The following is a 26,495-nucleotide window of genomic DNA, read 5'->3' on the forward strand; positions in this document are numbered from 1 at the left end:
TGGCATGAACCACCCATGAGCGGGACATGGCGCTGCTACGGGTCCACCACATGCTGCTACAGGTCCACCACATTGAGTGCGACATCGTTGGAGAGCGTGTAGTACACGCGCACGCGCACCTTTCTGCGCGGCCTGCCCAGCACCCGCTTGGCGACGGCACGGGCCACGCCGTCCTGGCGTCTTTTCGCCAACACCGTGTGGGGATAGACATAGATCTGCTGCTTCGTCACGACGTCGTCCAGCAGCCGCCCCATCTTGACGGGCGGGGCGTCGGGCGCGTAGCGGACAAACGCGTCCCAGACATCGTGCGAGGTGATCTGCGACGCGGCGGGCACCGTCGAGGAGAAGGTGAAGCGGAAACCGTCCTCGCCGACCCGCACGCCCGGAAAGAGGATCTCGTCACAGGGCCCGCCGCGGCGGCGCAGCACCAGGGTCGGATCACAGGTGATCGCCGCCGGGCCGAGCAGCGTGCCGGACAGGGTCACCTTGGCGCCGTCCACTTGGACGTCCGCCGCCTCTGCGTGGATCGGACGGTGCCAGGCGCGCAGCATCAGGGCGCCACCCTTGGCCTTGTCCTCGTACGGCACGAGGTTGCGCACGGCCCCGCCGGGGGTGAGCCGCTCAGCGGCGTGCAGTGCGCCGCGCTGGTCGACCACACGGGCCGACACGCGCCCGCCGGAACCGGATCCGGCCAGTTCCATGAAGACGTTCCACACGCCCTCCGGGAACTCCTCTCCCGCCGGGACCGTCGCGGAGCCGCGGGCGTCGAAGTCGTACGTCCGCTTCTCCGTGCGGGCGCCGGTACGGGTGCACACCAGTCGGGCACCCCGCTCGAAGCCCTTGGGCAGCGGGGCGGCCAGGCTGACGTCGAGCGAGCCGTCCGGGGCGACCGTGCAGTCCGCGACCGGGGTGATCCCCGGGATTTCGGCCCGCTGCGCCGCTTCCGCGGCCAGCTCGTCGAAGAGAGCCTCGTACTGCTTGGTCACCACCCCCGGGTCGAAGCGGCGCGTGTTGCGCACGGCAGCGGCGGCCATGCTGCGCCGCAGGTCCTCGTCGTCGATCAGGCGCAGCAGCGCGCGGGCCACCGCCCTGACGTCACCGACCGGCACGAGCAGCCCGTCGACGCCGGCCTGGATGATCTCGCGCGGTCCGTAGTCGCAGTCGGTGCTGACCATCGGGACCCCGCAGCGCATGGCCTCCACGAGGGTCATGCCGAACGACTCGTGCCGCGAGGTCGAGGCGGCGATGGCGCCCTTGGCCCACTCGGGCTCGATCGGCGAGTGCGGGCCCATGAGGTGGACGGCGTTGTACAGGCCGAGCTCGTCGATGCGGGCGCGGAGCCGGTCGCGCTGGTCACCGGAGCCGTAGATGCGCAGTGACCAGTCGGGGCGGGCCGCCACGACCTCGGCGAAGGCCTCCACCAGCACGTCGTACTGCTTCTCCGCGGCCAGCCGCCCCGCCGCGACGACGGTCCTGCCCGTGCCGTCGGACGGAGCCACGGAGGGCTCGGGGACGCTGTTGGGAATGGCGAGCACACGGGTCGTGGGCAGCGGCATCTTCTCCCGCCAGACCTGTGCGTCACCCTCCGAGACGGTCACGAAGGCGTCGAGGGCGTCGAGATGCTCGTACATCTCCTCGCGAAGGGCCGCCCGGTGGTGGTTGTGCGTCATGTGTTCCTGGCCGACGCGTACGGCGGTGAGCGGGGCGAACCGGGCGACGTACGCGACCAGACCGGGCCTGGTGCCGATGACCACGTCGGCGTCGGAGACGGCGTAGTGGGCACGGACGCGTTCGTCGGTGAGCTTGCTGTACTCCTTGTACCTGGCCTCCGCCCGCGGGAACGCGACGGCAGGCTCGGCGAAGAGGGGGTCCTGCCTGTCGGCGCTGCCCTGGCGGGTGTCCAGCATCGGTACGACGGTGATGCGCGGGTCCAGTGCGAACGCGGAGTCGTCGCGGTGCCGGAAGACCGAGACGATCTCGACCTCGTGGCGGTTCGCCAGCTCCTCGGCCAGATTCAGCGTCGTGCGGATCGTGCCGCCGATTCCGTAAATGGTGTGGATGAGGAAGGAGATCTTCATCGGCGCTCCGTTCACAGGTCTCGACTGCTCGTGTCCTGACGCGGCAGCCCGGCCCACGATTCACGGTATGCCCGACATCAGATACTCGACCAAGCTTGCACCGATTCTGGGTGAACGCCCTGCCTTCACCCAGGCAGACGGACGAGGCGGCCGCCGGGTTGCGCACCCCGAGCAACGAGAAGACCCCGCCCGTGTGGCGAGCCCCGGTCGGGGGCTCGCCACACGAACGAGGTCTTCTCGGCCAGGCGCCGCGCCGGACCGGGCTCCGCCAGAACGGGTCGAAGCCCTCGAACTCCTTCTGCGCCTCGTCACGCTCCGCCTCACGGTCCCGCCGCCGCTGCGAAGCCGGACGCGGCGCATCGGAGCGGTCTCCGGCATCGACCGCCCCCTCGCACCGCTCGGCCCCAGCGGGCCTCACGGGTTTCTGGCGGCTGCGCCCGACTCCGTCCGGCGATCCCGCCACCGGACCAGGCCCGCGTCGGACCGGGCTCCGCTAGAACGGGTCGAAGCCCTCGAACTCCTTCTGCGCCTCGTCACGCTCCGCCTCACGGTCCCGCCGCCGCTGCGAAGCCGGACGCGGCGCATCGAAGCGGTGGTCCTCACCGCGGCGGCCGAGCATCTCCGCGCCCGCCATCACCGTCGGCTCCCAGTCGAAGACGACCGCGTCGTCCTCGGGACCGATGGCCACGCCGTCGCCCGCGCGGGCGCCCGCCTTCATCAGCTCGTCCTCGACGCCCAGGCGGTTGAGGCGGTCGGCCAGATAACCCACCGCCTCGTCGTTGCTGAAGTCGGTCTGGCGCACCCAGCGCTCCGGCTTCTCGCCGCGCACGCGGAACAGGCCGTCCTCCTCCTGCGTGACCGTGAATCCCGCGTCGTCGACCGCCTTCGGACGGATGACGATCCGGGTCGCCTCCTCCACGGGCTTGGCGGCCCGCGCCTCGGCGACGATCTCGGCCAGCGCGAAGGACAGCTCCTTCAGGCCCTTGTGCGCCACGGCGGAGACCTCGAACACGCGGTAGCCGCGCGCCTCCAGGTCCGGACGGATCATGTCGGCGAGGTCCTGGCCGTCGGGGATGTCGACCTTGTTGAGGACGACGATCCGCGGCCGGTCCTCGAGGCCGCCGTACTGCCGCAGCTCCTCCTCGATGACGTCGAGGTCGGAGACCGGGTCGCGGTCCGACTCCAGCGTCGCGGTGTCGAGGACGTGCACCAGGACCGAGCAGCGCTCGACGTGCCGCAGGAACTCGAGTCCCAGACCACGGCCCTGGCTGGCGCCGGGGATCAGGCCGGGGACGTCCGCGATGGTGTACACCGTGGAGCCCGCGGTGACGACGCCCAGGTTCGGCACCAGCGTGGTGAACGGATAGTCCGCGATCTTCGGCTTGGCGGCGCTGAGCACGGAGATCAGCGACGACTTGCCGGCGCTCGGGTAGCCCACGAGCGCGACGTCGGCGACCGTCTTGAGCTCCAGCACCACGTCGCCGGCCTGCCCGGGCACGCCCAGCAGCGCGAAGCCGGGGGCCTTGCGGCGGGCGGAGGCGAGCGCGGCGTTGCCGAGGCCGCCGCGGCCGCCCTCAGCGGCCACGAAGGTGGTGCCCTGACCCACGAGGTCCGCGAGGACGTTGCCCTGCTTGTCGAGGACGACGGTGCCGTCCGGGACCGGCAGGACCAGGTCCTGTCCGTCCTTGCCGGAGCGGTTGCCGCCTTCACCGGGCTTGCCGTTGGTGGCCTTGCGATGCGGGCTGTGGTGGTAGTCGAGGAGCGTGGTGACGGACTGGTCGACGACCAGGATCACGTCACCGCCGCGGCCGCCGTTGCCGCCGTCGGGTCCGCCGAGCGGCTTGAACTTCTCCCGGTGAACGGAGGCGCAGCCGTGGCCTCCGTTACCCGCGGCGACGTGCAGCTCGACGCGGTCCACGAAGGTGGTCATGGATGTGCCTCCAGTAAGCGGTGTGACGTACGTACGTAAATGTCTGTCTCTCAACACACGAAAGGCGGACCCGCTTCCCGTACGGGAAGTGAGGTCCGCCCCTCGTGAAGATTTCCGGTCAGGCGACCGGAACGATGTTCACGACCTTGCGACCACGGTGGGTACCGAACTCCACCGCACCCGGCTGCAGCGCGAACAGGGTGTCGTCGCCGCCGCGACCGACACCGGCGCCGGGGTGGAAGTGGGTGCCGCGCTGGCGGACCAGGATCTCACCGGCGAGCACGACCTGACCGCCGAAGCGCTTCACGCCGAGCCGCTGAGCGTTGGAGTCGCGACCGTTCCGGGTGGACGATGCGCCCTTCTTGTGTGCCATCTCTCCTCAGTCCCTTACTTCGCAGCTGCGGGGATGCCGGTGACCTTGATCGCCGTGTACTGCTGACGGTGACCCTGGCGGCGGCGGTAGCCGGTCTTGTTCTTGTAGCGAAGGATGTCGATCTTCGCGCCCTTGTGGTGGTCCACGACCTCGGCCGTGACCTTGATACCGGCCAGCACCCACGGGTCGCTGGTCACGGCGTCGCCGTCGACAACGAGCAGGGTCGAGAGCTCGACCGTGTCGCCAACCTTGGCAGTGGAAATCTTGTCAACCTCAACGATGTCGCCGACAGCAACCTTGTGCTGGCGACCACCGCTGCGCACGATGGCGTACACGCGGATCTCTCTCTCGCTCGGAACGAAACCTCTGATGCCAGCCGCTCACACGGGCCGGGCCCGGATGATCCGAATGGACGAGCGGCCTCTCCCGGAGGACCGGGAGGGAGTTGCTCAGGGGTGGGCGCATACGGAAACACGCCGAGGGTCAAGGTTACGGACCGGGCTCCGGCGGGTCAAACCGAGCCCGCTCACGCGCGACTTCCCCTGAAGCTCCGTCACTGAACCGTGACGGTCACACGGCCTCCACACCTCAAGCGGTTTGTAAGATTGGTGCGGACTTTCTCTGAACACCTCAATAGTGGCCGTCGAGTCGACAGGGGGGGCTGCAGTGCAGCGACCAGCGCTCGGGCTGTACGCGAACGGAATCGACCTTGACCACGCCTGACATCTCCGTGATCATCGGCGCCTACAACGCCATGCCGTATCTGACGAAGACGCTCACATCCGTGGTCGAGCAGACTCTCGGACGCGACCGTATCGAGATCATCACCGTCAACGACGGCTCGACCGACGGCACCGGGGAGGAACTGGAACGGTTCGCCGCGCAGTACCCCGGCCTCTTCCAGGTGTTCCACCAGGAGAACTCCGGCGGCCCCTCCGCCCCCCGCAACAAGGGGCTGGACCACGCACGCGGCAAGTTCGTCTTCTTCCTCGACGCCGACGACTACCTCGGCGAAGAGGCCCTCGAGCGCATGTTCACCATGGCCGAGAAGAACAAGACCGACGTGGTGCTCGGCAAGATGGTCGGTGTCAACGGCCGCGGCGCCCCCAGCTCGATGTTCCTGCGCAACCAGCCCCGCACCGACGTCTTCAAGTCACGGGCGTACTGGACGCTGAACCCGCTGAAGCTGATCCGGCGCGATCTGATCGAGAAGCACAAGCTGCGCTTCCCGCTCGGCTACAAGACCGCGGAGGACCAGCTCTTCACCGGCATGCTCTACCTCAAGGCGGACGGCATCTCGGTCGTCGCCGACTACGACTGCCTGTACATCGTCAAGCGCGACGACGGCGGGAACACCACCACCTCCACGCGCGGCGCAGAGGTCCGCATCCGTGTGCTGGAGCTGATGGTCGACCTGGTCGAGAAGCACGTTCCGGCCGGTCCCGACCGCGACGGCCTGATCAACCGTCACCTGACGATCGACATGTTCCACGCGCTGATCCACCTGGCCCGGGAGAGCGACCCCCAGCTCCAGCGCAAGAACTTCGACGAGCTGCGCGCCCTGCTCAAGCGCTCCTACCCGGACTCGCTCAAGGCGAGGGTCAACGCCATCACACGGCTGCGCTGCGAACTGATCCTGCGCGACATGCTCGAGGAGACCATCGAGCTGGAGAACGTCGACCGCCGGCACCGGTCGGCCGGCACCCAGCCCGACGTGCTCGTCGAAGGCGACCGCGCCTACACCCGGCTGCCGTTCTTCCGCGACCCCGAGCGCGGTATCCCGGACGAGATCTACGACGTCACGAAGGCCGTCCAGGACCGTCACCGGCTGGACTCCGTCACCATCGACGGCAGCGTGCTGACCACGACCGGACACGCCTATCTGCGGGGCCTCCCGCAGGAGGAGGCAACCACCGAGCTGGTGCTGCGTGAGCGCGACACCAAGGTCGAGCACCGGTTCCCGACGACCGCCGTGGCCACCCCCGACCTCGGCGCCAAGGAGGACCGCGGGCAGTACAGCTACCCGATGGCCGGCTTCGCCACCGAGATCGACCTGGCAAAGGCCGTGGACGGCGGCCGGCTCCCCAAGGGGCTGTGGGACGTGTTCGTTGCCGTACGGATCCAGGACTACGTCAAGGAGATACGTTTCGGCCACAAGCGTCTCCCCGGCGTCGGTGAGAAGACCGAGACGTACGTGGTCGCCGACGGCGAGGAGAACTTCGCCGCCGCCCTCTACTACACGCAGCCCTACAACAACCTCACCCTCGACATCGGCGAGAACAAGCACAAGGTGGCCGACAAGCTGCGCGTCGACAGCACGCGCTGGTCCACCACAATCCCTGCGCAGCTCGAGGTCGAGGGCAGCTGGAAGCTGGCGTCGCTGCCCGTCTCCGCCCTCGCCGTACGGCTCGACGGCGGACGCGGCCGGACCCTCACCGTCCCGGTCACCCCGAACGGTGCGAACAGCTTCACGGCCAACGTCTCCGTCGACGGCCTCGCCCCCGGCTCCTGGTCGGTGTCGCTGTGGCTGCCCTCCCAGCGCGGCTCCGCCTGGTCCAAGCCGGTCACGTCGCAGTCCGACCTGAAGAACACCCGCTGGTTCCGCGGCGGCCTGCTGCGCTACGCGGCACCGGCCGCCAAGCGCAGCCGGCTCGTGCTGCGCGTGGGCCGGGTCGCGATCGTGAAGGCGGTCCTCAGGCGGCTGCGGCGGCTCGCCGCCAAGCGCTGAGCCCCGCGGTCCACGCCGGACCCGAAGGGCCCGTTGCACCGGTCGGCCGGTGCAACGGGCCCTGCGTATGTCGGCCCGTGTGCGCCGGCACATGATTGCGGCCCGCCCCCGGGGAAACCGGGGACGGGCCGCAAAACCGTAGATGCCTCACGGCACCCGGGACCTACGCCTCAGGAGCGCTCGCGGAGACTCCCGGAGCAGAGGCCTGCTCGGCAGCCGCGGTCTTCTTCGAGACCTTCTTCGCGGTCGTCTTCTTCGCGGTCGTCTTCTTCGCCGTCGTCTTCTTGGCCGTCGTCTTCTTGGCGGCAGCCTTCTTCGCCGTGGCCTTCTTGGCGGCCTTGCGGGCCGCCTTCTTGGCCGCCGGGGCCTCGGCCTCGGCTTCGCCGGACTCGGGGGCCTCCGCCTCGGGCTCACCGGCCGGGGACTCGGCCTTGGGCTCCGTGTCGACCACGACGATCGCCGCGTCCTGCGTGCCCGACGGCGAACCAGCCGGAGCGGTGACCTTGCGGGTCACCCGGCGGCGCGCTCGCGGCGGAGCCGCGACCGGCGCCTCCTCCGCGGCGGGCGCGGAAACCGCCTCGGGTGCGGAAACCGCCTCGGGCTGCGGCTCAGCCGGCGCCTCAACCGTCGTTTCCAGGACGGTCGGCTCCGACGTGACCGGCGGACCCGCCGGAGCGGACACCTTCCGCGTGGCCCGGCGCCGGACACGGCCCGTGGGGGCCGCCTCCTCCGCCGGTGCGGCCGGCTCCGCGGCCTCGACAGGAGCAGGGGCGGCCTCGGCCCGCTGCTCCGCGGCCACCTCGACGGGCTTCGGCGCACCGGCCGGTGCCGACACCTTGCGGGTCGCCCGACGACGACCCCGCCCGCGAGTGGCTGCCGCCTCGGCCTCCGCCGCGCTGCTGTACAGCTCCTCGTCCGGTACGAAGGCCGGCTCGGCGAGCGCCGCGGGGGCGGCCACCTCCGCGGCGACCTCCTCCTCGGTCTCGATCTCGGCCTCGGCCTCGACGCCGGTGGTCTCCGGCTGAGCCTCGCCCTGCTCCTGCGCACCGCCACGGCCGCGCTTCTTCGAACGCTTGCCGCCGCCACCGCCGCCGATGGACGTCGGCTGCTCCATGTGCACGATCACGCCACGGCCGTTGCAGTGGACGCAGGTCTCCGAGAAGGACTCCAGAAGGCCCTGGCCGACCCGCTTGCGGGTCATCTGGACCAGGCCGAGTGACGTCACCTCGGCGACCTGGTGCTTGGTGCGGTCACGGCCCAGGCACTCCAGCAGCCGGCGCATGACCAGGTCGCGGTTGGACTCCAGCACCATGTCGATGAAGTCGACGACGACGATGCCGCCCAGGTCGCGCAGCCGCAGCTGGCGCACGATCTCCTCGGCCGCCTCCAGGTTGTTCCTGGTGACGGTCTCCTCGAGATTGCCGCCCTGGCCGGTGAACTTACCGGTGTTGACGTCGACCACGATCATGGCCTCTGTCTTGTCGATCACCAGCGAGCCGCCGCTCGGCAGCCAGACCTTGCGGTCAAGCGCCTTCATCAGCTGCTCGTCGATCCGGTGGACCGCGAAGACGTCCGTCTCGCTGGTCCAGCGCTGCAGCCGGTCGACGAGATCGGGCGCCACGTGCGAGACGTAGCCGTGGATGGTCTCCCACGCCTCGTCACCGCTGACGACGACCTTGGAGAAGTCCTCGTTGAAAATGTCGCGGACGACACGGACGGTCATGTCCGGCTCGCCGTAGAGCAGCGTCGGCGCGTTGCCGCTCTTCGCCTTCTTCTGGATGTCCTCCCACTGCGCCTGCAGACGCTCGACGTCGCGGCGCAGCTCGTCCTCGCTCGCGCCCTCGGCGGCGGTGCGCACGATGACGCCCGCGTCCTCGGGGACGATCTTCTTGAGGATGGTCTTCAGCCGGGAGCGCTCGGTGTCGGGCAGCTTGCGGCTGATGCCGGTCATCGAGCCCTCGGGCACGTAGACCAGGTAGCGGCCGGGCAGCGACACCTGGCTGGTGAGCCGGGCGCCCTTGTGGCCGATCGGGTCCTTGGTCACCTGGACAAGGACCGACTGGCCGGACTTGAGGGCGGCCTCGATACGGCGCGGGCCGCCCGCCATGCCCAGCGCCTCGAAGTTCACCTCGCCGGCGTACAGGACCGCGTTGCGGCCCTTGCCGATGTCGACGAACGCGGCCTCCATGGACGGCAGAACGTTCTGCACCTTGCCCAGGTAGACGTTGCCGACGTAGCTGGTGGCCTGCTCCTTGTTGACGTAGTGCTCGACGAGCACATTGTCCTCGAGGACGCCGATCTGGGTGCGCTCGCCGCTCTGGCGGACGACCATGACGCGCTCGACGGCCTCGCGGCGCGCCAGGAACTCCGCCTCGGTGATGATCGGCACCCGGCGGCGGCCCTGCTCGCGGCCCTCGCGGCGGCGCTGCTTCTTCGCCTCCAGACGGGTCGAGCCCTTGATGGACTGGACCTCGTCGCTCGGCTCTTCCTTCTTGCGCGGCTCGCGGACCTTGACGACCGTGCGCTCCGGGTCGTCGGTGCCCTGCTCGCCTTCCGTACCGGCGTCACCGCTGCGACGGCGACGGCGACGGCGGCGACGGCTGCTGCTGGTACCGGCGGCCGACGGCGTCTCCGTCTCCGACTCGTCCTCCTCGTCGGCCTCGTCGTGGGCCTCCTCGGCGGCGGTGTCCGCTTCCTCGGAGCGCTCCTCCGCGGACTCGTCCGCGTCGGCGGCCTCGCCACGGCGACGGCGACGGCCTCCGCGGCGGCGGCGGCGCGACGGACGGTCCTCGTACTCGTCGTGGTCCTCGTCCTCCGCGCCCTCCGCCTGCTCGGGCTCCGTCTCGGCCTCGGCCGGAGCGGCCTCGGCGGCCGGCGCCTCGACGGGCTCCGCGGGCTCGCCGCGACGGCGGCGGCGCCGACGCCCGGCGGGCTCGGGGGCCGGGGCCTGGGCGACGGGAGCCTCGGCGGCCTCCTCGTCCTCCTCAGGCTCAGGGGCGGTGGCTGCCGCGGCCGCGGCGGCAGCCGTCTCGGGCGTCTGGAACATCGGCTCGGTGAAGACCGGCGCCCGGAAGGTGGGCACCGCGGGCCGCCCGGCACGACGACCACGGGCGGGTGCCTCCTCGACCGTCTCGGCCTGCTCCGCCTCGGCGGCCGACTGCGCGGTGAACTCGGGCGAGACCGCGCGGCGGCGCGTACGTCCCCGGGTCGCCGCCTTCTCCGCGGCGGCCACCTCGGCCTCGTCGGAGGCGATCTGGGCGACGGCGCTCTCGGGCAGGCTCTCGCCGGCCTTCGCGGTGTCCTCGTCGGCCGCCTTCGGCGCACCGGCGGGAGCAGTCGCCTTACGGGTCGCCCGGCGGCGGCTGCGCGGCGCGGGCTCCTCGCTCTCGGCGGCCACATCGTCGCCGGTGGAAGCGACGGCCTCGGCCTGGGGCGCGCCGGCGGGTGCCGACGCACGGCGGCGGGTACGGCGCGGCGCGGGCTCCTCGTTCACAGCGGCCACGGCGGTCTCCTCTTCGTCGGACTCTGCGACGGGGGCCACGGTCCGGGCGGCTTCCTGCACAGCGGTGTCTTCCGAGTCTTCCGACACCTGGACGGCCTTCGGCGCACCGGCCGGCGCGGACGCGCGACGGCGAGTACGGCGCGGGGCGGCGGTCTCCTCCGGCTCGGTGGCCGTTGCGGCCTGCGTAGCGACAACCTCGTCGGCGGTCTGCGGCGCGCCCGCGGGAGCGGTGGCCTTGCGGGTGGCACGGCGCCGGGTACGCGGCGCGGGCTCCTCGGCCGCGACGACATCTTCGGAGACCTCGGCCGGAGCAGCGGTCTCTTCGACGGCCTCGACGGCCTGCGGCGCACCCGCGGGAGCGGATGCTCGACGGCGGGTACGGCGCGGCGCGGGTGCTGTCTCTTCGGCGGCCGGCTCGGCGACCGGCTCTGCGGCACCGGCGTCCGATGCGACCGTCACAGCCTCAGCGGCCTGCGGGCTCCCAGCGGGAGCGGTGGCCTTGCGGGTGGCACGGCGACGGGTACGCGGCGCGGGCTCCTCGGCCGCGACGACATCTTCGGAGACCTCGGCCGGAGCAGCGGTCTCCTCGGCGGCCTCCGCCGTCTGCGGCGCGCCGGCCGGGGCCGTCGCCTTACGGGTGGCACGACGGCGCGCTCGCGGCGCGGCGGTCACGGCCTGGGCGACCTGCGCCTCCTCCGCGGCTGCGGCGTCGGCCGCGGGCTGCACGTCGGACACCTCGGCCGATCCGGCCGCCACGGTGCCGGCGGCGGCGACGGCCGGGATCGCGGCCTCCGCGGCCTGCGCCTGCGTGACCTCGCCGGTCCCGGCGCCTTCAGCCGCCTTCGGCGCACCCGCCGGGCGCGACGCGGCGCGGCGCCTGCGGCGCGGCGGCAGCGTGTCGCTGGGTGAGTCGTTGTGTTGTTCGTTGTCGTTGTTACCGGCGGTGCCGGTTTCGTTCGGCTCGAGCATGCGGGCGGTTCTCCCGTCACGCTCCCGGGCGCCGCGCCTGTATCCGGTCCGGCCGCGGCCCGCGTGATGTGCGCGGTGCCGCCGTCCGGGGCGCGGGCGCCGCACGGGAGCTGATGTCTGGCTCGCCGGTTCCGTACGCGATGTACGCACGGCCTGGCGAAAGTCTCCTGTGTCATCGCGCTGCCCGACCCAGGTGGCTCCCGAGTACCAGGGCTGCGCTCGACGACCGTCCTTACGCGGCGGGACCTTCCGGCGCCGTCGCAGGGGCGGTCCCGGCGGCCGCGGATGGTGCGGCCAGGACTGCCTCGCGGTCGGGCGCGAGCGGGTCGGTCACCGTGCCGGACTCCTCGTCGAAGAGCCCCTGCGCCAGCCTGGTCACCGCTGCGGGGACCGGCGGCGCCAGGTCGGCCACAGCTCGGAGACCGGACAGGACGTCGTCGGGTCGCACGGCAGGTGTTACGTGCCGAACAACCAGGCGCAGTATCGCACAGGGCCCGTCCCCTGGCCTATCGGACGCCGCCGGAGCCGCCTCGAGGGCGGCGACGGCGCCGCGGGCGTCGAACGTCCGCATGCCGTTCTTCGTCTTCCGCTGGACCTCGACGGTCTCAGCGGCAAGGAACGCGGCAACGGCGCTCGCGAGTTCGTCGAACCCGACACCGTCCAGGCGCAGCTCCCACACGGAGGCGGTGAGCCGGTCTGCAAGGCCCGAGGTACGGGCCTCGACCGCGTCGGTGATGTCGAGCCCGCCCGGCAGCGACTCGTCCAGCAGCTCACGCAGCTTGTCCGGGTCGCGGTGCTCGGTGAGGGCGATCTCCAGATACTCGGCCTCGCTGCCCGTGCCGGTGGGTGCGGCATTGGCGTACGACACCTTGGGATGCGGGGTGAAGCCCGCCGAGTACGCCATGGGCACCTCGGCACGCCTCAGTGCCCGCTCGAAGGCGCGCTGGAAGTCACGGTGGCTGGTGAACCGGAGGCGGCCGCGCTTGGTGTAGCGCAGTCGGATGCGCTGCACCGCAGGTGCGGGCGGCGGGCCTTCGGGCTGTCGCTTGCCCAGTGGTTCTTCTCCTCGGTGCGGGACGGGCGCGGGTGGCGCGCCGCCCTCAACGTGCGGGGTGCTCCCCGGGGGCCGACCGGTTCACCCCCGCTTGTGCAGGGAGATCTCGGATTCGGCCGCCGCGCCGGGAACGGTCTGTGTTTGTTGTCTGCCACCCAGGTTACGCGCCTGGCCCCCGAAGCCCGCCACGGGCCGGGGATCACGGGGCGTGCCGCCCAGGGCACGCCAGGCGTCGCGCCGTGCCTGGCGCACGGTTTCGCCGGCCCGGCGCAGCGCCGCGCGCGTCGCCCGGCCGGTCTCGACGGCGGCCTTCTTGGCGGGCCGCCAGACCGCGTCGCGCACGAAGTGGCCGACGGGTGTGCACACGCCGACGTAGAACCAGCGGGCGGGGCGGCCGACCAGGTTCCGGGCGAGCCACTTCAGGCCCCGGCCGACGGCGCGGGAGATGTACCCCGCGACGCGCCATGCGATGCCGACGGCGGCGGCGATCTCCCGGCCCACGGGGGCGAGGACGTACCGGTACAGCCACGCGGCGGGGGCGACGAGCAGGGTCATGACCAGCCAGGCGGTGGCTGCCCACAGCCCGCGCAGGACGGCGGCGATGCCGTACCCGATGCCGCGGGCCAGCCAGGCGATGCCGTGGCCGAGCGGAGTCAGCAGCTGCCGGTACACCCACACCGCCGGGACGACCAGCCCGTACTTCACCACCGGCACCACCACGTACCGCCACAGCGCCACCCACGGCCAGACGAACAGCGCCGCGCCCAGCCGGACCAGCACTGCCGCGATACCGCGAGCCAGCCAAGCGATGCCGTACCCGATGCCGCGGGCCAGCGAGGCGATGCCGCGGCCCACCGGGGTGAGCAGCCTGAGGTGGATCCATCGCGCCGGTGCGACGAGAAGGTGCTCGACGAGCCAGGCGATGCCATGGCCGAGCGGAGTCAGCAGCTGCCGGTACACCCACACCGCCGGAACGACCAGCCCGTACTTCACCACCGGCACCACCACGTACCGCCACAGCGCCACCCACGGCCAGACGAACAGCGCCTTGCCGATGACGACGGCCAGCCGGCCGACGCCGAGCGCGACCGGGGTGACCACCTTCTCGAAGAACCAGCCGAGCGCCCGGCCCAGCGGCCTCAGCAGGGCCTTCTGCAGGACCCGCCCGCAGACCATCAGTACGTCCCAGAGCATCCGCACCGGGAGGACGACGAGGACCACCACGATCCGTACCGGAATCCTGATGACCGCGGCGAGGCAGCCGTCGCCCGGCTCGTAGTCCCTCGGCGCCACGGGCGCGCCGTGGCGCCGGCCGGTGGGTGCCTGCGACGGCTTTTCCAAGTCCATGTCAGACATGACGCAACACAGGCCCGTACGGATGCACCACCTGCCGCTTTGCGTCTACCACACCGGCGTGTTCGTCGCCCTCGCACCGCGCCCGGCAGTGCCGTGCGGGCACAAATCGCACCCGCCCGGCCGAACGGCGCACCCCGTCCAGGAGCAGGAGCCCGGGTGGGCGCATAGTTTCGCGGCCGGAGGCGTGCGGGGCCCGAGGACTTCAGCTGCCAGATGGCGTCAAGGATCCGCCGGCCGTTCAGAACCTTCGTGTCGGAGAAAGAGAGTCACCGCATGTCGTCAACACCGGCCAGCCAGAGCACAGTGACCAAGACGTTCGAGAATCTCCGCGGCGTACCGCACGCCGAGATCATCGTCTTCACCAAGGACGCTGACGGCCCCGGAGCAACAGGGGCGGCATACAACACCCTCGGCCTGCCGGTCGACTTCACCGACGAGCAGTTCCGCGCTCTGGACCCCGCCGCCCTGGCAGCGGAGTTCCACGGGGATGCGGTGTGGATGAACGGGCCGCGCCGCGCCCTCGTGGACACCGCCTCCGCAGAGCTCCTCGACGGAGGACGAGTGACCACCGTAAGAGGCATCGGCATGCACACCGTGGCCGAAATCCATGTCCCTGATCTGCAGACGTTCCTCAGCGCCCAGCGGCCGCCCTACAGGCGGTTCACCGTGGTGCGCACCACCCAGTCGCTCTTCCTGAAGGGTCGCGAGATCCATGAACTCGTCTCCCCCGAGGGCCACCAGTACGTCATGCAAAGCCTCTCCCGGCACGTCGACCCGGACCTGAGCGTGGAGCAACTGCCCACAATCGGAGATCGTCTGCAGCTTCCCGAAGGCTGGCAGTACCGCGTCCGCACGCTCGAGGAAGAACTCCGGGTGGACGCACACGGCGACGCGCACATCGTCTTCGACGACTACGAGAACAACTACCAGCGCCACGCCTGATCCTCGTCTCCGGTGACAAGCACGGCAGCAGCTCCCTGCCGGTCGGGCCGAGGACACTCCTGGCGCTGTGATCCACAGCGGGCAGGCGTCACCTGCGGCGGCACCGCGCTTCCAGCCGCTGTGCTGCGTCTCGGAAGAGCTTGTCGATGTGGTGCCGGCCGTCCCGTTCAAGGGCGTGATCCAGGGGGACATCCGGCAGTCGGTGCCGGACTGGAGCCGTGCAAACAGGCCGCAGGCACCCACGGATGACGGCATACCGTGCCTGGCAGCCGGGTTCGTACGTCAGCGCCGGTGGAACGGCGGATCATGCACCCCGCCGGCGTCTCTGGCCCCCGGCAGGGGCGTTCGAGGGCCACGCCGCGGGGCCGTCGGCTGCTGACGACCAGTGGCGCCGAGAGCAGCCGGCGCAGCGGCTCCCTCGTCCTCGCTCGCCCCTGCCAGGGCATCAAGCACCCCAGCGCGTGCCGTGCTCACCTCAGTGCACGTGACCGCTCGGTGCCGGTGCAGCTCAGTGCACGTGACCGCTCGGTGCCGGTGCAGCATTCCTGACCGTCAAAGGCAGCAGCTTCTTGCCGGTGGGGCCGATTTGGATAGCCGTGTCCATCTGCGGGCACACCCCGCAGTCGAAGCACGGCGTCCAGCGGCAGTCCTCGACCTCGGTCTCGTCGAGCGCGTCCTGCCAGTCCTCCCAGAGCCAGTCCTTGTCGAGACCGGAGTCCAGGTGGTCCCAGGGCAGGACCTCCTCGTACGTGCGCTCTCGCGTCGTGTACCAGTCGACGTCGACGCCGAAGTCCGGCAGCGTCCTGTCGGCGCACGCCATCCAGCGGTCGTACGAGAAGTGCTCGCGCCAGCCGTCGAAGCGGCCCCCGTCCTCGTACACCGCGCGGATGACGGCTCCGACGCGGCGGTCACCGCGCGAGAGCAGGCCCTCGACGATGCCGGGCTTGCCGTCGTGGTAGCGGAAGCCGATCGAGCGGCCGTACTTCTTGTCGCCCCGGATCTTGTCGCGCAGCTTCTCCAGCCGCGTGTCGGTCTCCTCGGCGCTCAGCTGCGGTGCCCACTGGAACGGCGTGTGCGGCTTGGGCACGAACCCGCCGATGGACACCGTGCAGCGGATGTCGTTCTGCCCGGAGACCTTGCGGCCCTCGGCGATGACCTTGACGGCCATGTCGCCGATCTGCAGCACGTCCTCGTCGGTCTCCGTCGGCAGACCGCACATGAAGTACAGCTTCACCTGGCGCCAGCCGTTGCCGTACGCGGTGGAGACCGTACGGATCAGGTCCTCCTCGGAGACCATCTTGTTGATGACCTTGCGCATGCGCTCGGAGCCGCCCTCGGGGGCGAAGGTGAGACCGGACCGGCGGCCGTTGCGGGTCAGCTCGTTGGCCAGGTCGACGTTGAACGCGTCGACGCGGGTCGACGGCAGCGACAGGCCGATCTTGTCTTCCTCGTACCGGTCGGCGAGGCCCTTGGCGATGTCGCCGATCTCGCTGTGGTCCGCGGAGGACAGCGACAGCAGGCCGACCTCCTCGAAGCCGGTCGCCTTGAGACCCTTCTCGACCATGTCGCCGATGCCGGTGATGCTTCGCTCCCGCACGGGGCGCGTGATCATGCCGGCCTGGCAGAAACGGCAGCCGCGGGTGCAGCCGCGGAAGATCTCGACGGACATCCGCTCGTGGACCGTCTCGGCGAGCGGGACCAGCGGCTGCTTCGGGTACGGCCACTCGTCGAGGTCCATGACCGTGTGCTTGGACACCCGCCACGGCACACCCGACTTGTTGGGCACGACCCGGCCGATGCGGCCGTCGGGCAGGTACTCGACGTCGTAGAAGCCGGGGACGTAGACGTTGCCGGTCTTCGCGAGGCGGAAGAGGACCTCCTCGCGCCCGCCCGGACGGCCTTCGGCCTTCCAGGCACGGATGATCTCCGTCATGTCGAGGACGGCCTGCTCGCCGTCGCCGATGACGGCGCAGTCGATGAAGTCCGCGATCGGCTCCGGGTTGAAGGCCGCGTGGCCGCCGGCCAGGACGATCGGGTGGTCGACCGTGCGGTCCTTCGACTCGAGGGGGATACCCGCGAGGTCGAGGGCCGTGAGCATGTTGGTGTAGCCGAGCTCTGTGGAGAAGCTGAGCCCGAAGACGTCGAAGGCGCCGACGGGGCGGTGGCTGTCCACGGTGAACTGCGGGACCTTGTGCTCGCGCATCAGCTCCTCGAGGTCGGGCCAGACGCTGTACGTACGCTCGGCCAGCACGCCCTCCCGCTCGTTCAGTACCTCGTAGAGGATCATGACGCCCTGGTTGGGCAGACCGACCTCGTAGGCGTCCGGGTACATGAGCGCCCAGCGGACGTCGCAGGACTCCCAGGGTTTGACGGTGGAGTTCAGCTCACCGCCGACGTACTGGATGGGCTTCTGCACATGCGGGAGCAGCGCTTCGAGCTGTGGGAAGACCGACTCGGCAGACATCTACGCGACTTTCATGAGCTGGCAGGGGTGACCCTCAAGCGTACCTTGGTGGTCAGCCTGTCAGGGCCGCCCGAATTTTCGGGCGGGACGCCCGCTGCCAGACCTGCGGAAGCTCGCGCTCGCTGTCCGCGGCGGCCGCCTGCTCCTGCCCGTACAGCAGGCCCCAGGTGAAGGCGGTCTCGCCCGCCGCGTGTGCCTGGATCGCCAGGTCCCGCAGCGCTTCGCGTGCGACGACGCTGTCCTGGTGCTCGCCGAGGAGGGTCTGCACTGCCTTCATGCGCTTCGCGAACCGCTTCGCCGCCTTGCCGAGCGCGGGCCCGGCGGCCTCGGCCGCGTAGCGGGCGCGCTTCGCGGCCTTGCGGGCGTCGTGCATGGCGAGGTCCCGCTCACCGCCGGGGGGCAGTTCGAGGACGCGTTCGACACGGGTGGACAGGCGGGCGTAGTCCTTCAGGACGGCCTTCGCCAGCACGTCCTCGGGGGCGCGGGAGGCTGCCTTGCGCAACGGCGGGTCGGCGAGCAGCGCGTCGAGCGCGTCGAGGAGCGCGAAGTAGCGCTCGCTGTCCAGGGTGGCGACGGCCCGCTCCTGTGCCTCCGCGCCGCCTGCTGCTGAGCGGATGCGCAGCCGGGCGTGCACCGGACCGAGGACCAGCGTGTCGGGCAGCGCCTCCACGTGGGCACGCAGCCGCTCGCTGAGCACCTCGTGGTCCCGGGCGACGCCCAGCTCTGCGGCCAGCCACTTGAGCTCGTCGGCCAGCGGGTCCGTGACCGCGCGGTCGACGACCTTCCTGTAGCTGCGGAAGGCGCTGCGCAGCCGGCGGGTCGCCACTCGCATCTGGTGCACCGCGTCGGGCAGGTCGCGGCGTACGCCGGGGTCGTGCGCGACGAGGGCGTCCCGCTTGTCGCGGAGGTACGCGAGGACGTGGTCGCCCGCGGTGGTCGGTGCTTCGGCCGTCGGGCGTTCCTCGGGGGCCGCTCCGGTTTCCACGAGGGCTCTGGCGAGCTTGGACGGCGACTCGGCCGGGAGCACACCGGCCTTGCGGAGCTTCTTGTCGACCGCGTCGAGGAAGGCCGGGTCTCCTTGGTCGGCGAGTTCGATCTCGATCTCGTCCCACTGGGCGGTGCGGTTGCCGTCGGTGAGGCGCTGTGCGACGACCGCGTCCCTGCTGACCTCGGCGAGCAGCGCACCGTCGGCGTCGAAGAGGTGGAGCACGTCGCGCGAGGAGAGCAGTCGTACGACGGGCACTATCTCGGCGCTACGGGTGTGGGCGCGTACGAGCGCGGCGAGAGGCTCGGGCAGCAGGTCGGACAGGGGCGCGGTGATCTCGTCGCGCACGCCGGGGGCGACCGGCAGTTTGAGATGCCACCCGGCGTCGGCGCCGCCGGTCCTGCGGCGAAGTGTGATTGCCGCGGCGGCGAGCCTCAGGTCGGCCGTGTCGTAGTACACCGCGTCCAACTCGACGACGCCCTTGTCTGCGACGTCCGAGACTCCGGAGATCTTTCTCAGGTCGGGCAGGGGCGTGTCGGGGGTGGCTTCGTACTTACGCTCGATCTCGCGCTTGGTGTCCGCCATGACCCGAATTTAGTCGCTGAATCGATTTGGCGGCAGCCCACGGAGGCGGCCGGCGTGACCTTTTCCCGGTCCCGTCCTCGCAGGACCGGGGGCTGCGCGGGCGGGACCGGGCGCTATGCGCTTATCGGGCGTTGGACGCGGATCGACTGGAGCAGTCCGATCGCGATCCAGACCGCGAACATCGACGTGCCTCCGTACGAGACGAACGGCAGCGGCAGGCCGGCCACGGGCATGATGCCGAGGGTCATGCCGATGTTCTCGAAGGACTGGAAGGCGAACCAGGCGATTATCCCGGCGGCGACGATCGTGCCGTACAGCTCGGTCGTCTCGCGGGCGATGCGGCATGCGCGCCAGAGCACGACGCCGAGCAGCGCGAGGATGAGTCCGGCTCCCAGGAAGCCGAGTTCCTCGCCGGCGACGGTGAAGATGAAGTCGGTCTGCTGTTCCGGCACGAACTGGCCCGTGGTCTGGTGGCCGTTGAACAGGCCCTCGCCGTACAGTCCGCCCGAGCCGATCGCGATACGTGCCTGGTTGGTGTTGTAGCCGACGCCGGCCGGATCCAACTCGGGGTTGGCGAACGCGGCGAAACGGTTGAGCTGGTACTCGTCGAGCAGCCCGAGGGCGGTGACAAGGGCCGCCCCGACCGCTCCGACGCCCATGATGCCGAAGATCCAGCGGTTGGACGCCCCGGAGGCCAGCAGCACGCCGAGGACGATCACCACCATCACCATGACCGAGCCGAGGTCCGGCATCAGCATGACGATGACCATCGGCAGCACGGCCAGGCACAGCGACTTGGCGACGGTGCGGTGGTCGGGATGCACCTGGTCGCCGGCGTCCACCCGGGCGGCGAGCATCATCGCCATCCCCAGGATGATCGTGATCTTCACGAACTCCGAGGGCTGGAGGGAGAAGCCGCCGCCCAGCTGGATCCAGGCGTGCGCGCCGTTGATGGTGGCGCCCAGAGGGGTCAGTACGAGCACCACGAGCACCACGGAGAGCCCGTACAGGAACGGGACCGCTCCGCGGAGGGTCCGGTGGCCGAGCCAGATCGTCCCGACCATCAGCACGAGACCGATGCCGGTGTTGAGGAGGTGCCGGACGAGGAAGTAGTACGGGTCGCCGTGGTTGAGCTCCGTACGGCCGCGCGTCGCGGACCACACGAGCAGCGCCCCGAGCAGCGACAGCGCGACCGAGGAGAACAGGATCGGCCAGTCGAGCCTGCGCACGACGGAGTCGCGGGCGGTGAGCCTGCTCCAGAGCCCGCCGTGCTCGGGGCCGTAACCGGAGACGGTGAAGCCACCTGTGGCCATGGCTCAGTCCCTCCAGGCGGGCGGGCCCGCGAGCAGTTCTTCGGCGTCCTTCGGCTTCGGAGGCACGTAGGGCTTGACCTCCGGTGCCTCGATCGAGCCGTCGGGGGAGATCTCGGGCAGGGTCTGCTGGGGCTTCGGCAGCAGGGCCCTCTTCAGATCCTGGTTGCCTTCTTTGTCGAGCCCGTACATCGCGTCGTAGATGTTGCGCACCGCGGGGCCGGATGCGCCGGAGCCCGTGCCACCCTGGGAGATCGTCATGACGATGGTGTAGTCGTCGGTGTAGGTGGCGAACCACGAGGTGGTCTGCTTGCCGTAGACCTGGGCGGTACCGGTCTTGGCCCGCATCGGGATCTTGTCCTGCGGCCAGCCGCCGAACCTCCAGGCGGCGGTGCCACCGGGCTCGACGACGGAGCGCAGGCCCTTGTCGAGATCCTTGACGGTTTCGGCGTCGACCGGCAGTTTGCCGTGGGCCTTGGGCTCGATCTCTTGGATCCTCTTGCCGTCGGGGCTGATCACGGCCTTGCCGATGGTCGGGTTGTAAAGGGTGCCGCCGTTGCTGATGGCGGCGTAGGCGGTGGCCAGCTGGATGGGGGTGATGAGCACGTCGCCCTGGCCGATGGCGAAGTTGATGCTGTCGAAGGCCTTCAGCTGGTTGCCTTCGAGGCAGCTCTCATAGGCGATCTGCTCTACGTAGGTGCCGCCCTTCTTGCCCTGCTTGCACCAGGCGTCCTTGTTCGCCTCCCAGAAGCTCTTCTTCCACTGGCGGTCGGGGATGCGGCCGGTGACCTCGTTCGGCAGGTCGACGCCGGTCTCGGCGCCGAATCCGAAGTCGTGGGCGGTCCGGTAGAACCAGTCGTGGGCCTTCTTCTTGGGCTTGAGGCCGCCGTCGCGCTTCCACTCCTCGTGGCCGAGACGGTAGAAGACGGTGTTGCAGGAGAACTTGAGGGCGTCGCCGAGGGAGATCGGGCCGTGCCCCTTGGACTCGAAGTTCGCAAAGCTGCGGTTGCCCATGCTGTAGGAGCTGGTGCAGTTGTAGCGGCCGTCGAAGGGGTAGCCGGCCCGCACGGCCGCGCTGGCCGACACGACCTTGAAGACGGAGCCGGCGGGTGACTGGCCCTGGATGGCCCGGTTGAGCAGGGGGTAGTTGGAGCTCTTGCCGGTGAGTTTGGCGTAGTCCTTGGCGGAGATGCCGCCGACCCAGGCGTTGGGGTCGTAGTCGGGCTGGGAGGCCATCGCGACCACGCGGCCGGTCCTGGACTCCATGACGACGACAGCGCCCGCGTCGGCCTCGTACTTGCGGCCGGTGACCTTGTCGGTCTCCTGCCGGACCGTCTTCATCGCCTGGTGGAGCTCGTGCTCGGCAACGCCCTGGACACGGGCGTCGATGCTGGTCACGAGGTGGGAGCCGGGCACGCCCGGGTCCGCCTCGGCCTGGCCCATGACCCGGCCGAGCTTGTCCACCTCGTACGACGTGACGCCTGCCTTGCCGCGCAGCTCCTCGTCGTAGCTGCGCTCCAGGCCCGACCGGCCGACCTGGTCGGAACGCAGGAACGGCGAGTCGCTGTCCTTGGCCTTCTGGATCTCCTCGTCGGTGACGGGGGACAGATAGCCGAGTACCTGCGAGCTTTGCGCCTTGGCGGGCGCGGGGTAGCGGCGGACGGCGGTGGGCTCCGCGGTGATGCCGGGGAAGTCCTCCGTCCGTTCGCGGATCTGCAGGGCCTGTTGGGTGGTGGCCTCGTCGGTGACCGGGATCGGCTGGTACGGCGAGCCGTTCCAGCAGGGCTGGGGTGTCTCGGAGTTGCAGAGCCGGACCTTGTCCATGACCTCCTTCGGCTTCATGCCGAGGACGCCGGCGAGCCGGGTGAGGACGGCCTTGCCGTCGTCCCCCATCTTCATCAGCGCGGTGCGGGAGGCGGAGACCACGAGGCGGGTCTCGTTGTCGGCCAGCGGCACACCGCGGGCGTCGAGGATCGAGCCGCGGACGGCGGGGCTGACGACCCGCTGCACGTGATTGCTCTTCGCCTCGTCGGTGTACTCCTCGCCGTTGCGGATCTGGAGATACCAGAGCCGGCCGCCGAGGGTGAACAGGAGGGAGAAGACGAGTACCTGGATGATGACGAGACGGATCTGGACCCGGGGGGTCCGCCCGGTCTCCGGGATGTTGCTCATGCCGCTGCCCCCTCGGTCACAGTCGCTTCACTCCCTTGATGCGCCCGGCCCGGGCGGCCCGTGTCCTCGCCGCCTTGAGGCGCAGCCCGCCGCGCTGGCCGCCGAGGCGCAGCCCCGTACCGGAGGTGAGCCAGCCCGCTGCGACATCGGTGCCGCCGGAACTCTGGCTGTCGGCGAGCGGATCGTTCTCGCTGCGTCTGGCGAGCCACATGACCAGCGGCACGGTGAAGGGCGCGAGAACCAGGTCGTAGACGACGGCGGTGAGCAGCAGGCTCACCAGACCCACATGGCGGGCGGCGGTGTCACCGACGAGGGCGCCGACCATCGCGTAGAGCAGCGTCGAGCCGACGGCAGCGGCGACGACCACGGCCATCGGGCCGGTGGCGGACCGCAGCGGCTGGCCGTTCTCGGGACGGACCAGGCCGGCCAGGTAGCCGATGACGCACAGCACGAGCGCATAGCGGCCGGCCGCGTGGTCGGCGGGCGGGGCGAGATCGGCGAGCAGGCCGGCACCGAATCCGATGAAGGCCCCGGCCATGTGTCCGTAGACCATCGCGAGTCCGAGGACGACGAGGAGCATCAGGTCGGGGACCGCGCCGGGGAGTTGGAGGCGGGAGAGCACGGAGACCTGGACGACGAGGGCAACCACGACGAGCGCCGTCGAGAGCAGCATCCGGTTGAAACGCATGACGGATCAGCTCCTAGTTGTCGTCGTTCTGGCCTGTGGCGTCGCCGTCGCCGGAATCCAGCGCGTCCGGTGCCTGCCCGTCGTCCTGTGCCTCGCCGTCGCCCTGCGCCTCGCCGTTGTTCTCGCCCTGCGCCTCGTCGCCGTCGGGCGACACCCCGGGGGTGACCGTCACCGTGACGGTCGGGGTGGGTTTGGGGGCCTCGGGCTTGGGCGGCAGCACGGTGTCTCGCGGATCGGTGCGGGGCGCCTGAACGACGACACCGACGACGTCGAGCTTGCTGAAGGCGACGTAGGGGCGCGCATAGACGTTCCGGGTGAGGTCGCCCCGGGCGGGGTCCACCCGCACGATCTCGCCGACCGGGACACCCGGCACGAACGGCTTGTTGGCCTGCGAGCCGAAGGTCACCAGCCGGTCGCCCTCCTTGACCTTCGACTTGCCGTTGAGGAGCTGGACCAGCAGCGGCCGGTCGCCCTGGCCGGTCGCGAAGCCCAACTCGTCCGTCTTCTCCATGCGGGTGCCGACGGTGAAGTCCGGGTCGCTGGCGAGCAGGACGGTCGAGGTGCGGGAGCCGACGGTGGTGACCCGGCCGACGAGCCCTTCGTTGTTGATGACCGTCATGTCGCGCTTGATGCCGTCCTCGGCACCGATGTCGATGGTCACCGTCCAGGAGAAGCCCTGGGCGGCTCCTATGGCGATGACTTCGGCGCCCTTGATGCCGTACTGGCCGGCTGCCGCGGTCCTGATCATGCCGTCGAGCTGGCGCAGCCGGCTGCGGTTGCGGTCGTCGCTGCCGAGGCGCTGCTTCAGCTCGGCGTTCTCCAGCTGGAGCTGCTTGATGCGGTCGTGACGGTCACCGGAGTCCCGGACCGCGCCGATCGCGTTGCCGATCGGGTCGACGGCGGCCGCGACGCCGTTCTCGACGGGCCCGAAGACCGAGGCCGCGGTCTGCCGGGCGCCGTCGATCGGTGACTCCTCACCGCCGCGGATGTCCACCGTGATCAAGGCGAACGCGATGGCGATCAGCAGCACCAGGAGCAGCCGGCTCTCCTTTGTGTCCCTCACGTGCGGCGGCCGTGCCTTCCTCGTAGGAATGGTCGTGTCGTAGGGCAACGGTCCTTCCCCCGTGTCGGGGGCGGGGAGGTCCCCATGGGGGCCTCTCAGCCCCCCGTACGGCGTATTGTCCGACCGTCTAACGACGCGGCTGGGCGTCCAGCACCTGCTGGAGCGCCTCGAACTCCTCGACACACTTGCCGGATCCGAGCGCGACCGAGTCCAGCGGGTCCTCGGCGATGTGGATCGGCATGCCCGTCTCGCTGCGAAGCCGCTCGTCGAGGCCGCGCAGCAGCGCCCCACCGCCGGTGAGGACGATGCCGCGGTCCATGACGTCGCCGGACAGCTCGGGCGGGCACTTGTCGAGTGTCGTCTTCACGGCGTCGACGATCGCGTTGACCGGTTCCTCGATGGCCTTGCGGACCTCCGCGGCGGAGATGACGACGGTCTTGGGCAGACCGGAGACGAGGTCACGGCCACGGATCTCGGTGTGCTCGTCCTTCTCCAACTCGTACGCGGAACCGATGGTGATCTTGATGCTTTCCGCGGTCCGCTCACCGAGGAGAAGCGAGTACTCCTTCTTGATGTGCTGGATGATCGCATTGTCCAACTCGTCGCCTGCGACGCGGATGGACTGTGCTGTGACGATTCCTCCGAGCGAGATCACGGCGACTTCGGTGGTGCCGCCGCCGATGTCGACGACCATGTTGCCGGTGGCCTCGTGGACGGGGAGACCGGAGCCGATGGCGGCGGCCATGGGCTCCTCGATGATGTGCACCTGCCGGGCGCCCGCCTGCGTCGACGCCTCGATGACCGCGCGGCGCTCGACTCCTGTGATGCCGGAGGGCACACAGACGACGACGCGGGGCCGGGCGAGGTACCGGCGCTTGTGGATCTTCAGGATGAAGTAGCGGAGCATCCGCTCGGTGATCTCGAAGTCGGCGATCACGCCGTCCTTCAGCGGCCGGACGGCAACGATGTTGCCCGGTGTCCGGCCGATCATCTTCTTCGCCTCGGCGCCGACCGCGAGAATGCCGCCTGTGTTGGTGTTGATGGCGACGACGGACGGCTCGTTGAGAACGATCCCCCGGCCTCTGACGTACACCAGCGTGTTGGCGGTCCCGAGGTCGACAGCCATGTCACGGCCGATGAACGACATGTTGTTCCCCATGAGGATGCGTCTGGCCTTCCCAAATCGAGCATTGATGGCTTTTCAGGATGGCGAGGTGGGTGCTGTGGCGTGGAGGCTTCCATCGTAGTGCCGCCTGCACGGACACCGCGCGGTGGTCCACCTCTGTTTATGGTGACGATGCGTTGGAGCGATGCGTTCCCGCAATACCCGTGCCTATGCCGAAGGGCGACCGAAATTCCATCGGTCGCCCCAGGACAAGAGCGCTGTTCGGCTGATGCGCTGTCAGGAAAGGCCCGGGAAAAAAATCTTCAGTTCCCGAATGGCGGACTCCTCGGAGTCCGAGGCGTGGATGAGATTCTCCCGGACGATCGTGCCGAAGTCACCCCGAATGGACCCCGGCTCGGCGGCAATCGGGTCGGTCGGACCCGCCAGGCGGCGTACGCCCTCGATCACGCGCTCGCCGTCGACGACCATCACGACGACCGGGCCGGAGAGCATGAACTCCACGAGCGGCTCGTAGAACGGCCGGCCCACGTGCTCGGCGTAGTGCTGCTCCAGGGTGGCGCGGTCGAGAGTGCGCAGCTCCAGCGCGGTGATCTTCCAGTCGGCCTTGCGCTCGATGCGGCCGATGACCTCGCCCACGAGTCCGCGACGGACAGCGTCCGGCTTGAGCAGGACGAGGGTGCGCTGAGTCATGGTGTGCGGCTCCTTGCAGGCCAGAAGTGTGCGGTTGGGCCGACATTACCGGGTGTGACGTACGAGGCGTCACCCGCCCCGTACGTCATGGGCGGCAGGGCCCTCCCGCGACACTCGAGCGGGTCCTCACGGCTCGGCCGTCTCCGACTGTGCCGCCCACTTCGCCTTCGCCTCGTCGATCTTGCGGCCGTAGTGGACCGACGCCCACCACAGACCGGCGAAGAGGACGCCGAGGAAGAACATCGCCGGCACCACGAACCCGCTGACGATCAGCGCGACCTGCAGCGCCCAGCCGAGCTGTATCCCGCCGGGGCGGGTGATCATGCCGCACAGCAGCAGCGACAGCAGCATCGCGACACCGCAGACCGTCCAGACCGCCGTCATCGAGACGTCGTCCGACTTCATGGCGACCAGACCGGCGAAGCCGATGACGAAGAACTCGCCGATCAGCGTCGATGCACAGAGCGTACGCACGGGATC

The 26,495-nt window shown here is 70.2% G+C and carries 18 protein-coding genes; 2 read left to right on the forward strand and 16 right to left on the reverse strand.

All coding sequences use genetic code 11. The annotated features are described in order from the left end of the window. Positions 1-56: 56 nt before the first annotated feature. The 4 genes from ACZ4SA_RS08335 to rplU all read right to left on the reverse strand — a co-directional run bounded on the left by ACZ4SA_RS08335 (position 57) and on the right by rplU (position 4,716). Positions 57-2,078 carry a glycosyltransferase family 4 protein gene (locus ACZ4SA_RS08335; protein ID WP_468271124.1) on the reverse strand — a complete coding sequence of 674 codons (2,022 nt, stop codon included), beginning with the start codon at positions 2,076-2,078 and terminating at the stop codon, positions 57-59. 493 nt (positions 2,079-2,571) lie between these two features. Further along, the gene (obgE, locus tag ACZ4SA_RS08340) at positions 2,572-4,008 is read right to left on the reverse strand and encodes a GTPase ObgE (protein ID WP_468271126.1); all 1,437 of its coding nucleotides are present in this window, start codon (positions 4,006-4,008) and stop codon (positions 2,572-2,574) included. 118 nt (positions 4,009-4,126) lie between these two features. Next, entirely contained in the window at positions 4,127-4,381 is a 255-nt protein-coding gene (gene rpmA / locus ACZ4SA_RS08345; RefSeq protein WP_005317677.1) for a 50S ribosomal protein L27, read from the reverse strand. A gap of 14 nt (positions 4,382-4,395) precedes the next feature. After that, the gene (rplU, locus tag ACZ4SA_RS08350) at positions 4,396-4,716 is read right to left on the reverse strand and encodes a 50S ribosomal protein L21 (protein WP_015033583.1); all 321 of its coding nucleotides are present in this window, start codon (positions 4,714-4,716) and stop codon (positions 4,396-4,398) included. A gap of 374 nt (positions 4,717-5,090) precedes the next feature. On the opposite strand from rplU, the gene ACZ4SA_RS08355 reads away from it, so the two are divergent. Continuing rightward, positions 5,091-7,109 carry a glycosyltransferase gene (locus ACZ4SA_RS08355; protein ID WP_468271128.1) on the forward strand — a complete coding sequence of 673 codons (2,019 nt, stop codon included), beginning with the start codon at positions 5,091-5,093 and terminating at the stop codon, positions 7,107-7,109. Positions 7,110-7,272: 163 nt separating this feature from the next. On the opposite strand, the gene ACZ4SA_RS08360 is transcribed toward ACZ4SA_RS08355, so the two are convergent. The 3 genes from ACZ4SA_RS08360 to ACZ4SA_RS08370 form a co-directional block, all read right to left on the reverse strand. Beyond that, complete coding sequence (locus ACZ4SA_RS08360) at positions 7,273-11,580, reverse strand: Rne/Rng family ribonuclease (protein ID WP_468271130.1); 4,308 nt, start codon at positions 11,578-11,580, stop codon at positions 7,273-7,275. Between the two features lie 232 nt (positions 11,581-11,812). Further along, on the reverse strand, positions 11,813-12,592 hold the full coding sequence (locus tag ACZ4SA_RS08365; RefSeq protein WP_468271132.1) for a TIGR03936 family radical SAM-associated protein: 780 nt from the start codon (positions 12,590-12,592) through the stop codon (positions 11,813-11,815). A 123-nt stretch (positions 12,593-12,715) separates the two neighbouring features. After that, positions 12,716-13,981, reverse strand: coding sequence for a hypothetical protein (locus ACZ4SA_RS08370; protein WP_468271134.1), 1,266 nt, complete (start codon positions 13,979-13,981; stop codon positions 12,716-12,718). 282 nt (positions 13,982-14,263) lie between these two features. Between ACZ4SA_RS08370 and ACZ4SA_RS08375 the strand changes: the two genes are divergently transcribed. Further along, positions 14,264-14,932, forward strand: a complete 669-nt coding sequence (locus tag ACZ4SA_RS08375; RefSeq protein ID WP_468271136.1) for a hypothetical protein — start codon at positions 14,264-14,266, stop codon at positions 14,930-14,932. 508 nt (positions 14,933-15,440) lie between these two features. Here ACZ4SA_RS08375 and ACZ4SA_RS08380 read toward each other — a convergent pair. The 9 genes from ACZ4SA_RS08380 to ACZ4SA_RS08420 form a co-directional block, all read right to left on the reverse strand. Next, positions 15,441-17,396, reverse strand: a complete 1,956-nt coding sequence (locus ACZ4SA_RS08380) for a TIGR03960 family B12-binding radical SAM protein (RefSeq protein ID WP_468271138.1) — start codon at positions 17,394-17,396, stop codon at positions 15,441-15,443. 52 nt (positions 17,397-17,448) lie between these two features. Beyond that, entirely contained in the window at positions 17,449-18,966 is a 1,518-nt protein-coding gene (locus ACZ4SA_RS08385) for a CYTH and CHAD domain-containing protein (protein ID WP_468271140.1), read from the reverse strand. Between the two features lie 113 nt (positions 18,967-19,079). Then, positions 19,080-20,279, reverse strand: coding sequence for a rod shape-determining protein RodA (rodA, locus tag ACZ4SA_RS08390; protein WP_468271142.1), 1,200 nt, complete (start codon positions 20,277-20,279; stop codon positions 19,080-19,082). Between the two features lie 3 nt (positions 20,280-20,282). Next, positions 20,283-22,448 (reverse strand): penicillin-binding protein 2, encoded by a 2,166-nt coding sequence (gene mrdA / locus ACZ4SA_RS08395; protein ID WP_468271144.1) that lies wholly within the window; start codon positions 22,446-22,448, stop codon positions 20,283-20,285. A 16-nt stretch (positions 22,449-22,464) separates the two neighbouring features. Beyond that, complete coding sequence (mreD, locus tag ACZ4SA_RS08400; RefSeq protein ID WP_468271146.1) at positions 22,465-23,136, reverse strand: rod shape-determining protein MreD; 672 nt, start codon at positions 23,134-23,136, stop codon at positions 22,465-22,467. 13 nt (positions 23,137-23,149) lie between these two features. After that, complete coding sequence (gene mreC / locus ACZ4SA_RS08405; RefSeq protein ID WP_468271148.1) at positions 23,150-24,199, reverse strand: rod shape-determining protein MreC; 1,050 nt, start codon at positions 24,197-24,199, stop codon at positions 23,150-23,152. Between the two features lie 127 nt (positions 24,200-24,326). Beyond that, positions 24,327-25,346 carry a rod shape-determining protein gene (locus ACZ4SA_RS08410; protein WP_468271246.1) on the reverse strand — a complete coding sequence of 340 codons (1,020 nt, stop codon included), beginning with the start codon at positions 25,344-25,346 and terminating at the stop codon, positions 24,327-24,329. 255 nt (positions 25,347-25,601) lie between these two features. Beyond that, on the reverse strand, positions 25,602-26,015 hold the full coding sequence (gene ndk / locus ACZ4SA_RS08415; RefSeq protein ID WP_356638248.1) for a nucleoside-diphosphate kinase: 414 nt from the start codon (positions 26,013-26,015) through the stop codon (positions 25,602-25,604). Between the two features lie 126 nt (positions 26,016-26,141). Further along, a complete protein-coding gene (locus ACZ4SA_RS08420; RefSeq protein WP_468271150.1) occupies positions 26,142-26,489 on the reverse strand; it encodes a DUF4233 domain-containing protein in 348 nt (115 codons plus the stop codon). Between the last annotated feature and the right edge of the window lie 6 nt (positions 26,490-26,495).

It is taken from the genome of Streptomyces sp. NPDC027962, assembly GCF_055566095.1.